The sequence below is a fragment of the Archangium gephyra genome, from assembly GCF_049060025.1.
Taxonomy (GTDB): Bacteria; Myxococcota; Myxococcia; order Myxococcales; family Myxococcaceae; genus Archangium; species Archangium gephyra_A.
Genome location: NZ_JBMEQQ010000002.1, coordinates 8,380,816 through 8,397,411, shown reverse-complemented (window position 1 = coordinate 8,397,411; position 16,596 = coordinate 8,380,816). Strand labels below are relative to the sequence as shown.

Genomic DNA, 16,596 nt, shown 5'->3' with positions numbered 1-16,596 from the left:
GTGTCCCGTCACTCGCTGGCGGGCCCGGGTTCAGGACGCTCGATGAGCCCGGCCCGGTCGAGCAGCTCGCGGATGCGGGCGGTGAAGGCCACGTGCTCGGGGTTGCTGGCCGTCATGGGCTCGGGGGACAGCACGAGGAGCCAGCCCAGCGTCCCCACCGGCTCGATGCGCACGGGCGCGGGCAGCGGCGGCAGCGTGCCCAGGCGGCGCGACAGGTACGTCAGCCAGCCCACCCGCACCTCGCTCTTCCTCTTCTTGATGAGGCGAACCATCTCGGTCGAACTGGCCATGGCGTAGTCGGGATCCCACGCGGTGGCCATGCACGTGAGTACCTCGTCCAGCACGGGTGCGCGCAGAAGCCGCTCCCGGACCGTGCCCTGCCTGGGGGGGTTGAGCAGACACGAATTGGGCCCTCCCCACGGCGAGTATCCGCCACAGGAGAGGTGGAGGTCCGTGGCCTCCTTCTTGGCGTTCCACACCATCTGGAAGAAGCCCATATCCTCGATGACCTCCCTGCCAACGTCGGTGCGGCTCCTGCCCTTGAGCAAGAAGGTCTCCAACTCCTTCAGCTCCGGACGGACGGGCCAGCCCGGCAGCTCACGGGGGAAGCCACGGCCTGACCCATACCATTGGGTGAACGTCGGGTCACACCGCGCCAGCATGTGGAAGAAGAGCTCCGCGCGCCGCGCACACTCCAATGCCGTCTCCTGGCGCGGGCCCCAGTACGCCCCGACATAGTAGTCCTCTTGCATACGTGCGCCTTTCTACTGCACGGGCCGCGTGTAGTGGACGGTGAGGCTGTTCCAGCCTTCTTTCTCGAAGAGTTCGCGAAGGTACGCCGCCACATTGGCATCGGCGACATGCCAGCTCACCGGCATCCCCAAGTGCTCGGCCATCTTCGACTGATTCCTGGCTTGCTCCATCAGCTGCCTGAACCCGCCAGACGCCCTGAACCAGGGCTTGGGCGTGCCGTTGGCCTCGAAGAAGGAGCAGTAGCCGGGACCCTTGGCCTCCAGCAGTTCCCCCAGCTTGATGCCGTCGAACTCCAGCTTCCCAACCATGTACACCCACCACGCGGGCCGTCCCGTCACCTGCTCCTGGTAGTCCAGGGAGCGCTGGGACCCGGTGGTAGGCTTCTTGTACGTCCACCTTCCGGGATTCTTCGCCGGAGCCGTCTGGGAGCCCTTCCCCGCCTTGCCACTCGCGCCGCCGCTTCTTCCCTGACCCCTCCCCGCCATGTGGAGGATGGAGAGGGCGCCCAGGTCCATCGTCGTGCCCACCGCCACCACGGCTCCACCGAGCACCAGCTCGCCCCGGGCCGTGAGTGACAGCACCGGCAGCTCGGCTCCCAGCCCGCCCATGCGTCCCACCGTGGCCCGCCCTCCCCCGAGCATCAGGAGGATGTGCGTGGACAGACGCGCCGCCTCGCGTATCTGGTCCTCGCGCGACATGGCGCCGTAGCGCGCGAAGTACTCGGGCGAGGAGGCGATGAGCTGTGCCACCGTGGTGGGCAACTGCCCCAGGTCCTCCAGCGTGCGGATGGGGTGGAGCACGGTGTGGGCCAGCGCCAGCGCCATCTCCGCCATGGCATCCTGCGCCCCGTCGAGCGCGGCGTTGAGCGCGTCCCTCTCCAGGCCCAGCTCGGCCAGGGGTGGGCTGTCCGCGCGCCGCAGGGCCTCGGTGGCCGGGTAGAAGACGCCCCCGTGCGAGACGTAGAAGCCGCCCACCACGAGGCTACCCACTCTCCACTCCCCCTCCACCAGCTCCAGCGCTCCCCGGCGCTGAAGCGGCGTGCCATCGAGCGCGGCCACCAGGTAGCCGTCCGGGCGCACCAGCACCACGGACCCGAAACGCTCGGCCCGCCACTTCAGGTCGGCGTAGTCCACGCGCTCGCCGCCCTCGAGCACCTCGCGCAGCAGCCAGCACAGCGCCTGGCGCGGCGCGAAGCTCCGCTGCGTCACGGGCGTCTTCGCCAACAGGCCCAACAACTGGCGCGCCTGCTCCACGTAGAGGGCCGCGCCCGCCGGGTGCCGGGCCTGCTCCCCGAGGCCGCTGGCCTCCTGCACCACCTGGAAGAAGTCCCGCGTCTGCTCGGGAAAGCCCCCCGCCGCGCCATCCATCTCCCCAGGAAGAGGAAGGGCCGCGCCCAGCCCGGCTCCGGAAGCATCACGGAGCGGGGTGGGCCACGAGTGAAGCGGATGGCCCGTGGCGCACCCTCCGATCAGCACGGCCACGGTCAGGGCCAGAACGAGAGCACTGGCCTCTCGACCGTGCGCGCCAACGGAACGAGTGGACAAGCCCCACCTCCCAGCCCCATGGGCTGAAAACAGACACCCTGAACGCAACCCCCTCGCTCAGCGCGCGAGGGGCTGGCGCACCACGCGGTGCTCGCCGCGCAGCAGCGCCAACCACCGCTCCCCGGCCTCCACCGAGGGCCCTCCGGGCTCGGCCACGGCGAGCGGCAGGTGGGTCTCCCGGGTGACGGGGTCCAACGAGGTGGGATCCAGGTCCAGCGTGCCGCCCCCCGCGAGCCCCACGCGCACCCAGGCGTGAGGCCGTGCGGGGCCGCCATCCACAACGAGCAGCCCGTGCACCAACGCCACCCGCTGCCCCCGGGCCGCCGCCTTCGCCGCGAAGCGCAGCGCATGGGCCAGACATCCGCCCGCCTCGCCCTCGCCCTGCTCGCTCCAGTCCGCGGCCCCCGGGCCCTTCTCCGGAAACGCCGCGTGGACCGCCTCCGCGAGCGCGCGCGCCTCTCCGGCCCGCCAGTCCGTCAGCCAGTCTGGCCGCACCACGAGAGGCCAGGACGGTGAGAAGGCGAGCGGACCCGATGCCCCCTCCACGGGGACGCCCTCGGCGAAGAGCTCCGGGGGAGGCCTCAAGCGCACGCCCGGTGCCACCGAGGTGAAGCGCGACTCGCCCACCTCCAACGCCGCCATCCGTCCGCGCTCGTCATAGCGCGCGGTGAAGGGCTGGCCGAACATCGTCCCCTCCACCCTGTCTCCCTGGACGGCGGTGACGCAGTGGGGGCCCTCGCGGCCGGACAGCTCCTCCCGCCCCGTCACGCAGCCGGGCACGCGGGGGCCTCGCCACAGCCACAGCGCCTGCGGGACGCTCGCGCGCCCCACCACCGTCTCTCCCTGGCCCACCTTCAGGGAGGCCTCCCTCACCCGCTCGCCCACGTGCTCGCCCCGGGTGTGCAGGTGACGCGAGGTATAGGTGAAGCGCTTCCCTTCAGGCGCGCGGGAGAGGGAGAGGGTGACGGTGCCCACCGGCACACCCCTCCAGGCGAAGACGAAGCGAGCGGTCTCCTCGGAAGAGGAGCTCGGCGAAGTGCCCCCTGCTGGCAGAGCGAGCAGGAGAGCGGGAACGAGCGCGAGCATGCTCCCAGTCTGCGCCGATTTGAGGACCCCGGCGAGAATGCGCGCTACGGTGGGACTCCGTTCTCCCATGGTCGCCAAAAAGTACCTCTTCACCTTCATGGCCGTCGGGGGGCTCACGCTCGCCCTCGGCCTGGGCAGCCTCCTCAAGCTCTTCACCGGCCACCCCGATGACTGGCGCGGCTGGGCCGTGCTGGTGGTGTTCACCCCACTGCTGCTGGGGCTGGCGAGCTATTTCTTCTGGTTCAAGTGGGCCGGCGAGCGCGCCGCGCAGCGCACCCAGTTGCTCACCCGGCTGGCCGAGGGGGACCTCACCAACAACGCCTACAGCGGCGTGGAGGATCAGCGCGAGGTGCGCCGGCTCCTCTTCTCGCTGCGCCGCGCGCTCAGCCAGGTGCAGCGGGTGACGAGCAACGTGCGCCGCACCTGCCAGGGCGTGTCCGAGGAGGTGCGGGTGCTGCTGGAGGCCGCGCGCCGTCAGGGCGGAGCCGTGGAGCGCTCGCAGGAGTCCGTGAACAGCATGGGCCAGAGCCTCCAGGCCGCGGGCAAGCGCGTGGCTCAGTTGGAGAGCTTCGCCCAGGAGACGAACGGCTCGTTGGTGGAGATGACCGAGCGGCTCGGGCAGGTGGCCGAGGCCCTGCTCTCGCTGGACGAGTTCTCGCACCGCACCACGCAGCAGGTGCAGGCCATGAGCGAGCGGCTGCACCACATCGCCTCCTCCGGTGACGAGCTGGCCCGCTTCGCCAGCGAGGCGGAGGCCTTCGTGCAGGTGGTGCACACGGGCATCGACGCGGTGCGCCACCGCGCCTCGGAGACCAACCAGCTCGCGCACGCGGTGACGGCCACCGCCGAGCGCGGCGAGGTGCTCGTCAACGACTGCGTCCAGGGCATGTACCGGGTGGAGGAGACGGTCCGCAAGGCCGCCGGGCTGGTGGACTCGCTGGGCGTACGCTCCACTCAAATTGGCCGCATCGTGGACGTCATCCAGGAGATCGCGGACCAGACGAACCTGCTGGCGCTCAACGCGGCCATCATCGCCGCCCAGGCGGGAGAGCAGGGCCGGCCCTTCGGCGTGGTGGCCGATGAGATTCGCAGCCTCGCCGAGCGCACCGCGCGCTCCACGCGGGAGATCGCCACCATGGTGGGGGGCATCCGCCGCGAGGTGGACACGACGGTGTCGCTGGTGAAGGAAGGCCGCGAACAGGCCAGCGCGGGCGTGCAGCTCGGAGACCGGGCCGCCGAGGCGCTGATGGAGATCCGCACCATCACCCAGCGCACCTTCTCGGCGGTGGAGGCCACGCTGGCCGAGACGAAGCGGCTGGAGGCGCAGGGCTCGACGGTGGTGGACGCGAGCCACCGGGTGGCGCGGCGCGTGGATGACGTGACGCGTGCGGCCATGGAGCAGGCGGGGCACGGGCGCGAGCTGGTGCACCAGACGCAGCAGATGGCGAAGCTGGCGCAGGAGGCCTCGCACAAGGCGGAGGGCCAGGCGCGCACGGGCAGGGACCTGTCCACGGCGGTGGTGCGGCTGAGCACGGCCATCGAGGAGATCCGCGCGGCGCACGGCGTGCTGATGCGCGGGGACTCGGCCATTGGTGAGGAGGTGGCGCGGGTGCGCGAGGACGCGCTCCAGGTCATCCGCATTGGCGACGGGCTGAGCCGCACGGTGGAGCAACTGGCGCACGAGGCGGCCAACCTGGATGGCGAGGTGTTCCGCTTCCGGCTTCCGGCCCCCCACCCGGGCGGCACGGTGCGCGCGGGCATCCACCAGACGGCCTTCGTCCGGGCCCTGGGCGGGTTGGATCCCCTCTTCGCCGTGGACAACCAGCTGCTGGAGATGAGCTGCTGCGTCTTCGCCAACCTGGTGCGGCTGGACGACGGCGTGCTGGTGCCGGACCTGGCCGAGCGCTGGGAGGAGGACCCCTCGGCGCGCCGCTACCGCTTCCACCTGCGCCAGGGCGTCACCTTCCACGATGGCACCCCCCTGACGGCGCGCGATGTGAAGCGCCACTTCGAGCGGCTGCTGGACCCCGCGGTGAAGTCGCCGGACCGCACCCTCCTGGAGGACGTGGAGGGCGCCCGGGCCTTCGCGCAGAACCAGGCCCGCGAGATAACGGGCATCGAGGTGCTGGATGACCACACGCTCGAGATCCGCCTGGAGGAGCCCAAGGCCTTCTTCCTGCAACTGATGGCGCTGCCGCGCACGGCGGTGGCCCGGGTGACCTCGAGCGGACAGGTGATCGGCACGGGCCCCTTCCGGCAGGTGGGCTTCGACTCCAACCTCATCACCCTCGAGCGCAACCCCACCTACTGGCGCAGGGGACAGCCGATGCTGGACCGGCTCGAGTTCCACCTGCTGGACTCGCGCGAGCAGGCCGTGCTCGCGCTGCAAGAGGAGCGGGTGGACCTCGTCTCGCACCTGTTCGCCCAGCACGTGGAGTCGCTCGAGCTGGATGGGCAGCAGGTGGTCACCAGCACGTCCCCCTCCACCTCGTTCCTCGGATTCAACCTGCGCGAGGCGCCGTACAACGACGTGCGGGTGCGCAAGGCCCTCCGGGCGGGAATGGACCACCAGGGACTGGTGGACCGCTTCCACAAGGGGGCTCGCGTCGCCCGCACGGTGACGCCGCCGGAGCTGCTGGATGACGAGGGCGTGCTGCCCGAGCCGCGCCTGGACCTCGCGCTGGCCGAGCGCCTGCTGCGCGAGGCCGGGGTGCGGGTGCTGTCCCTGACGATCTACTACGCGAAGGGACGCGACACGTCGGCCGAGGACGCCGTGCTCTTCCGGCCCCTGCTGGAGGCGGGCCTGTTGGAGCTCCATCACGTGGAGCTGCGCGCGGAGGAGTTCGCGGAGCGGCGGCGCGAGGGCAGGTTGCCGGCCTTCCGGGTGGGGTGGATCGCCGACTTCCCGGACCCGGACAACTTCCTCTACTTCCACCTCAATTCGAAGGCGCAGACCGTCTATTCGATGGGCTACCGCAACGCGGAGTTCGACAAGCTCACCGCGGAGGCGCGCGTCACCGTCGACCCGGAGCGGCGCAAGCAGCTCTACCGGCAGGCGGAGCGGATCGCCCACGAGGAGTGCCCCGTCATCCCCATCTTCCACCACCGCGTGTACGCGGCGGCGAGCGGGCTGGTGCAGGGGCTGCGGCTGCACCAGGCGCCCCCTCAGGTGCGCTTCGATGAGCTGTGGCTGGACAAGCAGGAGCAGCGGCTGGAGCGGAACTGAGCCTCAGGGGCTCGCGCGCCGCGAGCCGGAGACGCCGGAAGCCTGGGACCACCCGCGCGTCTCCGCCGTGATGAACGGCTCGAGGTCGAACGCCTCCAGCCGCCACGTGCCCCCCCGCTCGAGGGCGACGTAGACGAAGTGCCCCGCGTAGGTGGCCCCCACCACGCGGGGAGTCCCGGGCAGCGGGCACATCATCAGCCGCTCGCCCCGGGCGAAGACCTGGAGATGGGCCCGCGTCTCCGCACCGAGCCGCATGCTCGTCACGGTGCTCACCGCGCCGCCCTGGACCAGCGCGGCCTCGTGCAGCACCCCGGGAGCCTCGTCCGGCAGGAGGGGCACCTCCCAGCGGGCCGCGCCTCCCCGTGCGTCGAACGCGCGCAGCAGCATCCCCTCCTCCGCCGGAGCGCAAGCCGTGCCATCCGTGCGCGGGCAGGTGCGGGCGAAGGCGTAACCGGTGTCGTCCAGCAACAGCACGGGCTCGTCGAGCGGCCGCACGCCCGTTGCACCGGCGTCCCACTGCGCCAGGGCGGGCAGTCCCCCATCCACGCCCACGAAGGCCCGCGTCCCGGCGAAGAGCCAGTCCCCCGCCACGGCCAGCGAGGCCCCCGACTCCGGCACCTCCGCGAGCAGCGGGACGGACTGGAAGCCCGTGCCTCCGTCTTCTGGCGAGGCGCGCACCAGCGGCCCCCCCGCGGCGAAGAGGAACACCTCTCCCCGCGAGTCCAGCGCCACCCGCGCATCTCCCGCGAAGCGGATGCCGTCCAGGGCGCCCTGCCGCACCACGCCGCCATCCGGGGCGAGCACCACCAGCGCCGCTCCCACGCCGCCATCCCGCGCGTCCGGCGGTGCCCACGACACGAGCGACACCACTTCGCCCTCGGGTCCGAGCGCGACACGGCCCGCGCCCGTGGAGGGAACGAGGCGCTCTGCCCCCGGCGGCGCTTCGACGCTCGCGAGGGGAACGCGCCACAGCGGAGTGCCCGTCACCGAGGACGCATAGGACTCGAGTGCCCCCGGCTCGTGCAGCACCACGCCCGCATCCGAGACGGCGAGCAGCACGCGCGCCGCCCCTTCCGGGTAGAGCGTCTCGAAGCGCAGGAAGCCCTCGCTCGTGTACGACACCAACCGGCAGCCCGCATCCCCGCCACACACCGACGCGTAGAGGGCCTCGCCGTGCGTGAGCAACACGGGCCCACCGGGTGAGAACGAAGGCTCGCCGCCGAGTTCCTGGGCGAAGGCGGGGGTGAGCTCCTCCACGGGCGGACGCACGCACTCGCCGGTGCGGCAGTGGCCCTCTCCCTGACAGGGCGTGGCGGGCGCGCAGAGAAAACCCTCGGGGGTGGGTACCTCCCGGCAGGTACCGGAGAAGCACAGCCGGGCGGTGACACAGTCCACCTTGCCGCAGACGGAGAGGTCCGCGGCGGCCACGTCGGTGCACCCCTGATCCCGGTCACACAGGCCCACGCGGCACGGGTTGCCAGGCGCGGGACAGGCCACGGGCGAGGTGATGCACCCCTGCTCCGGTGAACACGCATCCCGGGTGCAGGGGTTGCCATCGTCACACGTGCGCGGCGAGCCCACGCAGGCTCCCGCCTGGCAGCGTCCATTCTCCTGACAGCGGCTGCCGGGGATGCACGCCGCTCCGTCCGGAGACTCCGACTCCACGCACCCGCCCGTCTCCAGCTCGAAGCGGGACTGGCGGCACGGCTCCGAGGCCACACACGCCAACGGCCGCACGCCCTCGCCCCGCAGGGCCACCTCCACCGTGCGCCCTCCGGCGGACAGCACCAGCGTTCCCTCGGCCGGAACATCTCCCGCCGCGAACAGCACCTCCAGCGACACGGAGCCCGCTCCCGGGACGGACACCTCGGTCTCGGCCAGGGAGAAGGGGCCGCCGCGCACCGAGGCGGAGACGGTGACGCTGGCGCGGCCCGTGCCCACCACCGTCACCGGACGGCGGGCCGTGTCGCCCTCGAGCACGCGGCCGAAGTCGAGCACCCGCGACTCCACGTCGAAGTCCCCCCGGCTCCCGCCCACGGGCGGCTCGTCACACCGGCAACCGCCAGCGAGCACGAAGGCCACGAGAAGCAACAACCACGGGTGGGAACGGAGCATGACCGCCACTTGATCGCGGCTCCGCGCGTCCGCTCAACGCCTCCGGCTGCCGAACGGATGGATGAACGACAATTCAGCCCGTCATTCGGGCGAGGCCGACGCCTGCGCCTTCCGCTTCGCCAGCGCCCGCACCAGCGCCGCCACCACGCCCACCACCACCAGCCCGATGACGGCCCGCTGGTAGCGCCACATCAACGCCTCCAGCCGCTCCAGGTTGCCACCCACCGCCGCTCCCAGCGCCAGCACCAGGCCCGTGTGCGCCATCGCCGACAGCGCCCCGAGGATGAGCGCGTTGCTGCGCGGCATGTGCGCCGCCCCCGCCGCCACGAAGATGAGCCCCCGCACGCCCGGGATGAAGCGGTTGGCCAGCAGCAGCCACGGCCCCTTGTGCCGCATCTGCGACTGCACCTGCTCCAGCCGCGCATGGCTGATGCCGAAGAACACATCCCCCGGCCGCCGCTCGAAGCGCCCCACCAGCCACCGGCCCACCTGGTAGTTGATGAACGCCCCCACCACGCTCCCCGCCACCACCACCAGGAACACCAGCGGCCACGGGTGCTCACCCCGGACGGCGTACACCCCGCCCAGCAAGGTGATGGTGTCCCCGGGGAAGGGCGGCACCACGTACTCCACCGCCGCCGCCAGCCCCAGCACCAGCAGCCCCAGCAGTCCGATGTTCGAGATGAGGTTGTCGAGGAACTCGACCATGCCCCGTCAGATTAACCAGCGGTCACCGGCGGCGGCAGCACCACGCCACCATATTGTGAAGCTTCCAGTGTCCCACACGCCGCCCCGATGTCCTTGCCCCCCGAGTAGCGCCGCGCAATCGGCGCTCCCAGGATTTGCAGGTGATCCCGGAACGCCTTCAGCTCCTCGGCCGAGGGCGGCAGGTACTTGCCCGTCGGATCCGTCACGTCGATGAGATCCACCTTGATGGGGATGCCCTCGAACGTCGCCTTCAGCGCTTCCGCGTCCTCGCGCCCCAGGTTGAAGCCGCTGATGGCCACGTAGGCGATCATCGCCCGCTCGCGCCGCACCGTGGCGTACTCGCGGATGGCCTCCACCAGCTCCGGCAGCGGGTGCGTCTTCTCGATCGGCAGCACCTTCAGCCGCTTCTCCGGGATGGCGCTCGTCACCGAGAAGGCCAGCCGGTAGGGGTGCCCCTCGCGCACGTAGCGCCGGATGGCCGGCACATGGCCCGCCGTGGAGAAGGTGATGGAGGGGCCGGCAATCGCGAAGCCCGCCGGGTTGGAGAGGATCTGCGCCGCGCGCAGCGTCTCCTTGTAGTTGAGCAGCGGCTCCCCCATCCCCATGAACACCACGCCGCGCACGGGCCGGTCCGCCTCGGCGCGAATCTGCAGCACCTGGTCCAGAATCTCCCAGGTGTGCAGGTTGCGCTTGAAGCCCAGCTTGCCCGTCATGCAGAAGTCACACGCCAGCGCGCAGCCCACCTGGCTGGAAATGCACACCACGTACTTGTGGTCGAAGATGGGGATGCGCACCGCCTCCACCCGGCCCCCCAGGGGCGAGGCGAAGAGGTACTTCACGAAGCCGTCGTCGGCCTTGCGCCGCTCCACGATTTCCAGCCGCGTCATCTCCGCGTTCTCACGCAGCAGCTCCGCGACGCGCCGAGGCACCTGCGGCGCCTGGCACACCTCCTCGAGCGAGGAGGCCCCATGGGCGAAAACGGAGGCGAACACCTTGCGCACCGCGACCGGCGACGGCTCCGCGGGGGCGAGTGCCTGCTGCAGCTCCGGCAACGACAACGACTTCAGATTGAGCTTCACGAGGCGGACTTGATGCGCGCGCGCAGGTATTCGGTGAGCTTGGTGGACACTTCCCGCGGCATCTGCTGGGCCAGCGCACGCTTGCACAGCCCCGGCGTGGCCTTGTAGGTCCGCAGAAAGTCGACACAGGGCGCGCACCCCGACAGGTGCTCGCGCAGATGTTTTGACTCCTCGGGCGGCATCTCGCCATCGAGGAATTCCAACAGGAGGTTGATGGCGTCTTTACACGTGTACATCCGGACCTTGGCCGTGGCCTGCCTCGTCATTCACGAAGATGCCTGGCCTCCCGATGGGTTTCACCCGCCCACACTGCCTTGATTGTAGAACCGATCGATGGCTTCGCGAAGTGCGAGCCGGGCGCGGTGCAACCGGCTCTTGATGGCGGGGATGGAATCCCCCGTCACCTCGGCGATCTGTTCGTAACTGAGGCCCTCCACGTCTTTCAAGAGAAAGACTTCCCGGTACCCCTCGGGCAGGCGATCAGTCGCCCCCTGGATGGCCCGCCCGAGCTCCGCGTCGAGAATCTTGCCCTCGGCGCTCCGGCTCCAGTCCTGGGAGGGGTACTCGGCCAGGCTCTCCCGCTCGGTGAACTCCGGGCCCTGGAGCTCTTCCTCGGCCGCCTGCACCACCCGGCGGTGGCGCAGCCGCATCAGCGCGTTGTTGGCGGCAATCCGGTGCACCCACGAGCCAAAGGCCGCATCCCCTCGGAAATCCTTGAGGTGTTGGTAGGCGGACAGGAAGGTGTCCTGGGTGATTTCGGCGGCATCCGCCTCGGAGCGGGTCATCCGCAGCGTCAGGCCGTACACCTTGTCCCGGTGGGCCTCCACCAACGCCTCGAAGGCGCTGATGTCGCCGGCCTGGGCCCGCGCCACGAGCTGCCGGTCCTCTTCCTTGACGGCCTCGTCGGACATTAGGGCTGCACCCTTCCAGTCATGCCGTGCCCCGTCAAGACCGCTCTCGGCGCCGGCGGGCCGGGGGCCGGCTCACGTGTTGACTGCCTCGGACCCACAGCCGGTAGGGCTCCAGCGCCCACGCTCCGGCATAGTCCACCCCGATACGGGGGCCCCGCTCCACCTGGGCCTCCGGCACGGGCTCGCCCGGGGACAGGTGGAGGGCCCGGTCCTGCAAATCCCAGCGGTTGTGGGCCAGCGTCAGCCCCAGGGCCCGGCACAGCCGCCCCGGCCCGTCCGTCCGGGCCTTCTCGGGCAGCCCCTCCACCGGCTCCACCGCCCGCACCAGCACCGCGGACGCCACCCCATCCACGTCCGTCACCACGTTGAAGCAGTGGTACATGCCATAGATGAGGTAGACGTAGGCCCGCCCCGGCGGTCCGAAGAGCACCTCGGTCCGGGCGGTGCGCCCCTTGGCCGCATGACAGGCGAGGTCATGCTCCCCCACGTAGGCCTCCGTCTCCACGATGCGGCCCACGCGCCGCCAGCCGCCCTCCTCGACGATGAGGTGGGTGCCCAACAGTTCTCGGGCCACGGTGAGCGCGGGGCGCGCATAGAAGGAGACGGGAAGGCGCACGGAGGGGAAACGAATGCCGCCGCCCCGTCCTGCCGTCAACGGGTGGAGCTGCAAGGAAGGGCCGGGGTCTCCCCAGGTGGACAAGCGGGCACGATCTCCCCTGACTGGGCGATAGGACAGTTCACACCCGGGGGGACGTGATGCATTGTGCGCCCACCATGGCTTCTACCGGCCGGATCTCCGGTCTCCTGCTCCCGCTCTTCTCCCTCCGCTCGAAGACCGACTTCGGTATTGGCGACTTCGGCGGGTTCGATGGCCTCTTTCAGTGGATGGAGACGGCGCGCCAGCGCTTGCTGATGCTGCTGCCGCTCCTGCCCACGTCTCCGGGCGACCCCAGCCCCTACTCCACGCGCTCGGCGTTCGGGCTCAACGCGCTCTTCATCAACCTGGAGATGGTGCCCGAGTTCCACGCCACCGGCGGCGAGGCGGCGCTCTCCGACGAGGAGAAGCGGCTGCTGGCCGAGGCGCGCGCGGCGCCCCGCATCCGCTACGACCTGGTCTTCCGCCTCAAGGGCACCGCCTTCCGGCGGTCCTTCGACCACTTCGACCGCACCGAGTGGCCCCAGGCCCCGCGCGCCAGGGAGTTCGACACCTGGCGCAAGCAGCAGGGCGAGTGGCTGGAGAGCTACGCGCTCTACACCGCCATCTCCCATGACCGGCATCAGGCGCCCTGGTGGGAGTGGCCGGAGCCGCTGAAGAACCGCGAGCCGGCGGCGCTCGCGGCCGAGACGGCGCGGCTGGAGCACGAGGTGCGCTACCACGCGTGGCTGCAGTGGGTGGCCGAGACGCAGTGGAACACGGTGCGCGAGCGGGCCAAGGCGCGCGGCGTCCTCTTGTGCGGGGATGAGCCCTTCATCATCGGCCAGGACAGCTCGGACGTGTGGGCGCACCCGGACATCCTGCGCCGCGACGCGCGCCTGGGCGTGCCGCCGGATGCCTTCTCCGCCACGGGCCAGGACTGGGGCCTGCCCTACTTCGACTTCGAGCGGATGGAGAAGGACGACTACCGCTGGCTCAAGTCGCGCGCCGTCAAGGCCGCCAGCTACTACGACCTGCGCCGGGTGGACCACGCGGTGGGCTACTTCCGCCAGTGGATCCGCGACGAGAAGACGCCCACCGGCCGCTTCGTCCCCGAGACGGAGGAGGCCTGGAAGCGCCAGGGCGAGAAGCACTTCCGCCTGCTGTCCAAGGACGCGGGCATCGTCGCCGAGGACCTGGGCGTGATTCCGCCCTTCGTGCGCACCATCCTCAAGGACCTGGGCCTGCCGGGCTACCGGGTGATGCGCTGGGAGCGCGACGACCTCGTCTACCGCAACCCGCACGAGTTCCCGGCCGTGTCGCTCGTCACCACCGGCACCCATGACACCGAGCCCGTGGCCGATTGGTGGATCGAGGCGGCCACCGAGGAGGAGCGCCTGGCCATCGCGCGCGTCTACCCCGAGTTCCAGGGCCTCGGCGTCACCAAGGAGTTCACCCCGGAAATCCACCGGGCCATGCTCGCCGCCGCGCTCAACGCGGGCAGTGACCTGTGCGTGCTGCCCTGGCAGGACGTGCTCGGCACGCGCGACCGCATCAACCTGCCGGGCTCCATGAGCGACGCCAACTGGTCCTACCGCATGAGCCAGAACGTCGAGGACCTGCTCACCACCGAGGAGACGCGCACGGCCGCCGAGCGGCTGGGGCTCCTCACCGCCTCGGCCCGCCGCTAGGGCCAGCCACCGGAGTGCGCCCACCGGCCCGGGTCCCTCTCCTGAGGGGCCCGGTGCCGCGGACGGGCCTGACGCGCTACCGCCTCGGCTCGACGCACTTCACCTGGCCGGGGAAGCCGTCGAAGATGGCGCACTCCTGGCCTTCCTTCGCGCACTGGAGCCGCTCGCACACGTCGATCGTGAGGCACAGCGCGGGGGAACGGCCGTACTCGAAGAACACCTCCAGACAGGCCTGGTCCTCGTAGGGACAGCCGAAGGTGGAGCAGTACTGCAGCCCCACTTCCGGATCACCCAGCGTCTGCCCTTCGCGGATCTGCACGACCTCGTCCTCGCTCACACCGCACGAGGTGAGCACCACCAGCGCCGCCAGGAATCCTCTGATTGGCCATGACATACGGCCCCACTCTGGAGCAGCCGGGCCCGGGATGCACGCCCCACGCACCTTCTGGCGCGTGCCAGCGGACAGAGCATCCTCCCCTCGAGGTGCCAAGTGTCCGCTGGCGGAGACGCCCCACGCCGGGCGGGTGCATCGGCGGCCTTCCGGGCTATGTATCCTGAGTGGACGTCCCGTACTTTTTCACTCGCCAGCTTCTTCGCGGTACCAGCCTCCTGCTCCTCCTCGCGGCCGGGTGTGGAACCCCCTCGGGCGCCATCCGGCAGGACCAGCCCAAGGTGGTGGACCTCAAGATAGAGGGGGCCGACGAGGTCAGCGCCTCCGACATCAAGGAGAAGATCGTCACCAGCGAGACACCCTGGTGGGAGCCGCTCAACCCCTTCGTGGGCCCCAACTACTTCGACGAGAACGCGTGGCAGGCGGACCTGCGGCGCATCAAGCGCTTCTACCAGTCGCAGGGCTACTACCAGATGCAGCTCGAGTCGGAGCAGCTCGAGGACACGGTGGTGCGCAAGGGGGACGACGCCGTCGCGCTCCGGGTCAAGGTGCTGCAGGAGGGCGCGCCCACCCGGGTGGGGGCCTTCGTGGTGAAGGGGATGGAGGAGCTGCCCCCGGAGCACCGCGCGCGGGTGATGGAGGAGCTGCCGCTGGAGCCGGCGCAGGAGGGCGGGGAGAGGAGCATCTTCCGCGAGGAGGGCTGGGAGGCGACCAAGGAGCTGATGCAGCAGCGCCTGCGCGAGCTGGGCTACGCCGAGGCGGAGGTGAGCGGTGAGGTGCAGGTGGACCTGGCCACCAACGAGGCGCGGGTGTTCCTGGAGGTGAGGCCGGGCCTGCGCTACCGCTTCGGCAACATCTTCGTGGCCACGGACGCCAACCCGCAGGTGAAGCCCCGGCGCATCATCGAGCAGGCACAGGGCGCCATCCGCAAGGGCGAGTGGTACAGCGAGACGGCGCTGTCCGAGGCCCAGGCGCGCGTCTTCCGCATGGGCGTCTTCGGCGCGGTGAAGGTCAACCGCGGCGCACCGGACCGGGAGGCCCGCACGGTGCCGGTGGTGGTGGACGTGCGCGAGGCGCCCTTCCGCTCCATCCGCCTGGGTGGCGGCGTGGGCCTGGACGCGGCCCGGCAGGAGGTGCGCGCGGTGGGCGAGTGGACGGACCGCAACTTCTTCGGCGGCCTGCGCCGGCTCACCGTGGGCGGCCGGGTGGGCTACGCCTTCATTCCCACCATTGGCGCCGCGTTCGATCAGATCGACACGAATGGGGACGGCGAGCCGGACGCGCCCAACCTCACCACCCCGCACGGCCTCGTCTTCGAGCTGTCCACCCAGTTCGAGCAGCCGCGCTTCCTCATGCGCGACCTCCGGCTGCAGACCACGCTCACCGGAGAGCGGGGACTGGAGCAGGCCTACAACTTCATCGGCGGGCGCCTGCGCGGCGGCGTCATCTGGCAGCCCTACCCCGAGTTCTCCCTCTTCCCCAGCTACAACCTGGAGGTCTACCGGCTCCAGGGCCAGCGGGGCCTGCAGGACCAGACGACCGTTCCGCCCCTCGTGCTGGGCTGCCCCGCCGGCGGTGGCTCGGACACCTGCAACATCTCGGTGAGCTACCTCGAGCAGGTGGCGGAGTGGGACCGCCGCGACGATCCCATCGCGCCGAGGAACGGCTTCTACACCGCGCTGTCCTTGCAGGAAGGCGGCGGGCCCCTGCAGGGCGACTACACCTTCCTGCGCGTGCTGCCGGACGTGCGCGGCTACTACTCGTTCGGCCCCAATGACAGCCTCACCCTGGCGGCGCGGCTGCGGCTGGGCACGCTCCTCACCCCCGTGGTCACCAACGAGGCGGGCGAGCGCATCCGGCAGGAGAGCGCCATCGTCAACCGCTTCTTCGCGGGCGGCGGCGCCTCCATGCGCGGCTTCAACAGCCGGCGGCTCTCGCCCATGAACATCGTCAACACGAACACCGAGTCGGCGCCCCCGGACCGGGTCGTCCCCATCGGCGGCAACAGCCTCGTCGAGACGTCCGTGGAGCTGCGCTTCAAGCTGATCGGCAACCTGTACCTCGCCGCCTTCCACGACACCGGCCTCGTGGGCGCCGGCCCGCTGAACTTCGGGCCCCGCCAGTCCGACGTCCGCAGGGAGAGCGGCCGCGTCTTCGGGGACTACCACTACCAGGCGGTGGGACTCGGCGTGCGCTACCTGACCATTGTCGGGCCCCTGCGGCTGGACCTGGCCCGGAGGTTGAATATCGGCCAGCCCCTGCCCATCTTGGACCCGCCCCCCGGCCAGCCCAACTCCCTGGGTGGATTGGGTGATTGCTTCGGCATCGGTGGGGTGGCGGCCGCCGCGGCGGAACGCAACACTTATGCGGGAAGCCCGGAAGGACTCTGCACGTTCTTCCTGTCCATCGGAGAAGCATTTTGAGGAAGCACCGGGGTCGCTGGCTATTGTGGGGCCTG

General features: G+C 70.8%; 13 protein-coding genes. 3 read left to right on the top strand and 10 right to left on the bottom strand.

Annotated features, from left to right (window positions below; all coding sequences use genetic code 11):
• Nucleotides 1–8: 8 nt before the first annotated feature.
• The 3 genes from ACN28I_RS36785 to ACN28I_RS36775 form a co-directional block, all read right to left on the bottom strand.
• A complete protein-coding gene (locus tag ACN28I_RS36785; RefSeq protein ID WP_420946565.1) occupies nt 9–752 on the bottom strand; it encodes an Imm52 family immunity protein in 744 nt (247 codons plus the stop codon).
• Nucleotides 753–764: 12 nt separating this feature from the next.
• On the bottom strand, nt 765–2,120 hold the full coding sequence (locus ACN28I_RS36780) for a Tox-REase-5 domain-containing protein (RefSeq protein ID WP_420946564.1): 1,356 nt from the start codon (nt 2,118–2,120) through the stop codon (nt 765–767).
• A gap of 234 nt (nt 2,121–2,354) precedes the next feature.
• Nucleotides 2,355–3,383 (bottom strand): transglutaminase domain-containing protein, encoded by a 1,029-nt coding sequence (locus ACN28I_RS36775; RefSeq protein ID WP_420946563.1) that lies wholly within the window; start codon nt 3,381–3,383, stop codon nt 2,355–2,357.
• Between the two features lie 67 nt (nt 3,384–3,450).
• Between ACN28I_RS36775 and ACN28I_RS36770 the strand changes: the two genes are divergently transcribed.
• Nucleotides 3,451–6,609, top strand: a complete 3,159-nt coding sequence (locus ACN28I_RS36770) for an ABC transporter substrate-binding protein (RefSeq protein ID WP_420946562.1) — start codon at nt 3,451–3,453, stop codon at nt 6,607–6,609.
• Nucleotides 6,610–6,612: 3 nt separating this feature from the next.
• Here ACN28I_RS36770 and ACN28I_RS36765 read toward each other — a convergent pair whose 3' ends face one another.
• The 6 genes from ACN28I_RS36765 to ACN28I_RS36740 form a co-directional block, all read right to left on the bottom strand.
• Complete coding sequence (locus ACN28I_RS36765) at nt 6,613–8,724, bottom strand: hypothetical protein (protein WP_420946561.1); 2,112 nt, start codon at nt 8,722–8,724, stop codon at nt 6,613–6,615.
• An 81-nt stretch (nt 8,725–8,805) separates the two neighbouring features.
• Nucleotides 8,806–9,432, bottom strand: a complete 627-nt coding sequence (locus ACN28I_RS36760) for a DedA family protein (RefSeq protein ID WP_420946560.1) — start codon at nt 9,430–9,432, stop codon at nt 8,806–8,808.
• Between the two features lie 11 nt (nt 9,433–9,443).
• The gene (locus tag ACN28I_RS36755; RefSeq protein ID WP_420946559.1) at nt 9,444–10,511 is read right to left on the bottom strand and encodes a radical SAM protein; all 1,068 of its coding nucleotides are present in this window, start codon (nt 10,509–10,511) and stop codon (nt 9,444–9,446) included.
• A complete protein-coding gene (locus tag ACN28I_RS36750) occupies nt 10,508–10,747 on the bottom strand; it encodes an anti-sigma factor family protein (protein WP_420948787.1) in 240 nt (79 codons plus the stop codon). The genes ACN28I_RS36755 and ACN28I_RS36750 overlap by 4 nt, the downstream gene beginning before the upstream one ends.
• Nucleotides 10,748–10,807: 60 nt before the next feature.
• Nucleotides 10,808–11,422: an RNA polymerase sigma factor gene (locus ACN28I_RS36745; RefSeq protein ID WP_375773905.1), complete on the bottom strand. Its 615-nt coding sequence runs from the start codon at nt 11,420–11,422 to the stop codon at nt 10,808–10,810.
• A gap of 34 nt (nt 11,423–11,456) precedes the next feature.
• Nucleotides 11,457–12,038, bottom strand: coding sequence for a DNA-3-methyladenine glycosylase (locus ACN28I_RS36740; protein ID WP_420946558.1), 582 nt, complete (start codon nt 12,036–12,038; stop codon nt 11,457–11,459).
• 158 nt (nt 12,039–12,196) lie between these two features.
• Here ACN28I_RS36740 and ACN28I_RS36735 point away from each other — a divergent pair, with 158 nt between their 5' ends.
• Nucleotides 12,197–13,747 (top strand): 4-alpha-glucanotransferase, encoded by a 1,551-nt coding sequence (locus ACN28I_RS36735; RefSeq protein WP_420946557.1) that lies wholly within the window; start codon nt 12,197–12,199, stop codon nt 13,745–13,747.
• Between the two features lie 76 nt (nt 13,748–13,823).
• On the opposite strand, the gene ACN28I_RS36730 is transcribed toward ACN28I_RS36735, so the two are convergent.
• On the bottom strand, nt 13,824–14,141 hold the full coding sequence (locus tag ACN28I_RS36730; protein WP_420946556.1) for a hypothetical protein: 318 nt from the start codon (nt 14,139–14,141) through the stop codon (nt 13,824–13,826).
• A gap of 164 nt (nt 14,142–14,305) precedes the next feature.
• On the opposite strand from ACN28I_RS36730, the gene ACN28I_RS36725 reads away from it, so the two are divergent.
• Nucleotides 14,306–16,561, top strand: a complete 2,256-nt coding sequence (locus ACN28I_RS36725) for a BamA/OMP85 family outer membrane protein (RefSeq protein WP_420946555.1) — start codon at nt 14,306–14,308, stop codon at nt 16,559–16,561.
• Nucleotides 16,562–16,596 lie beyond the last annotated feature (35 nt).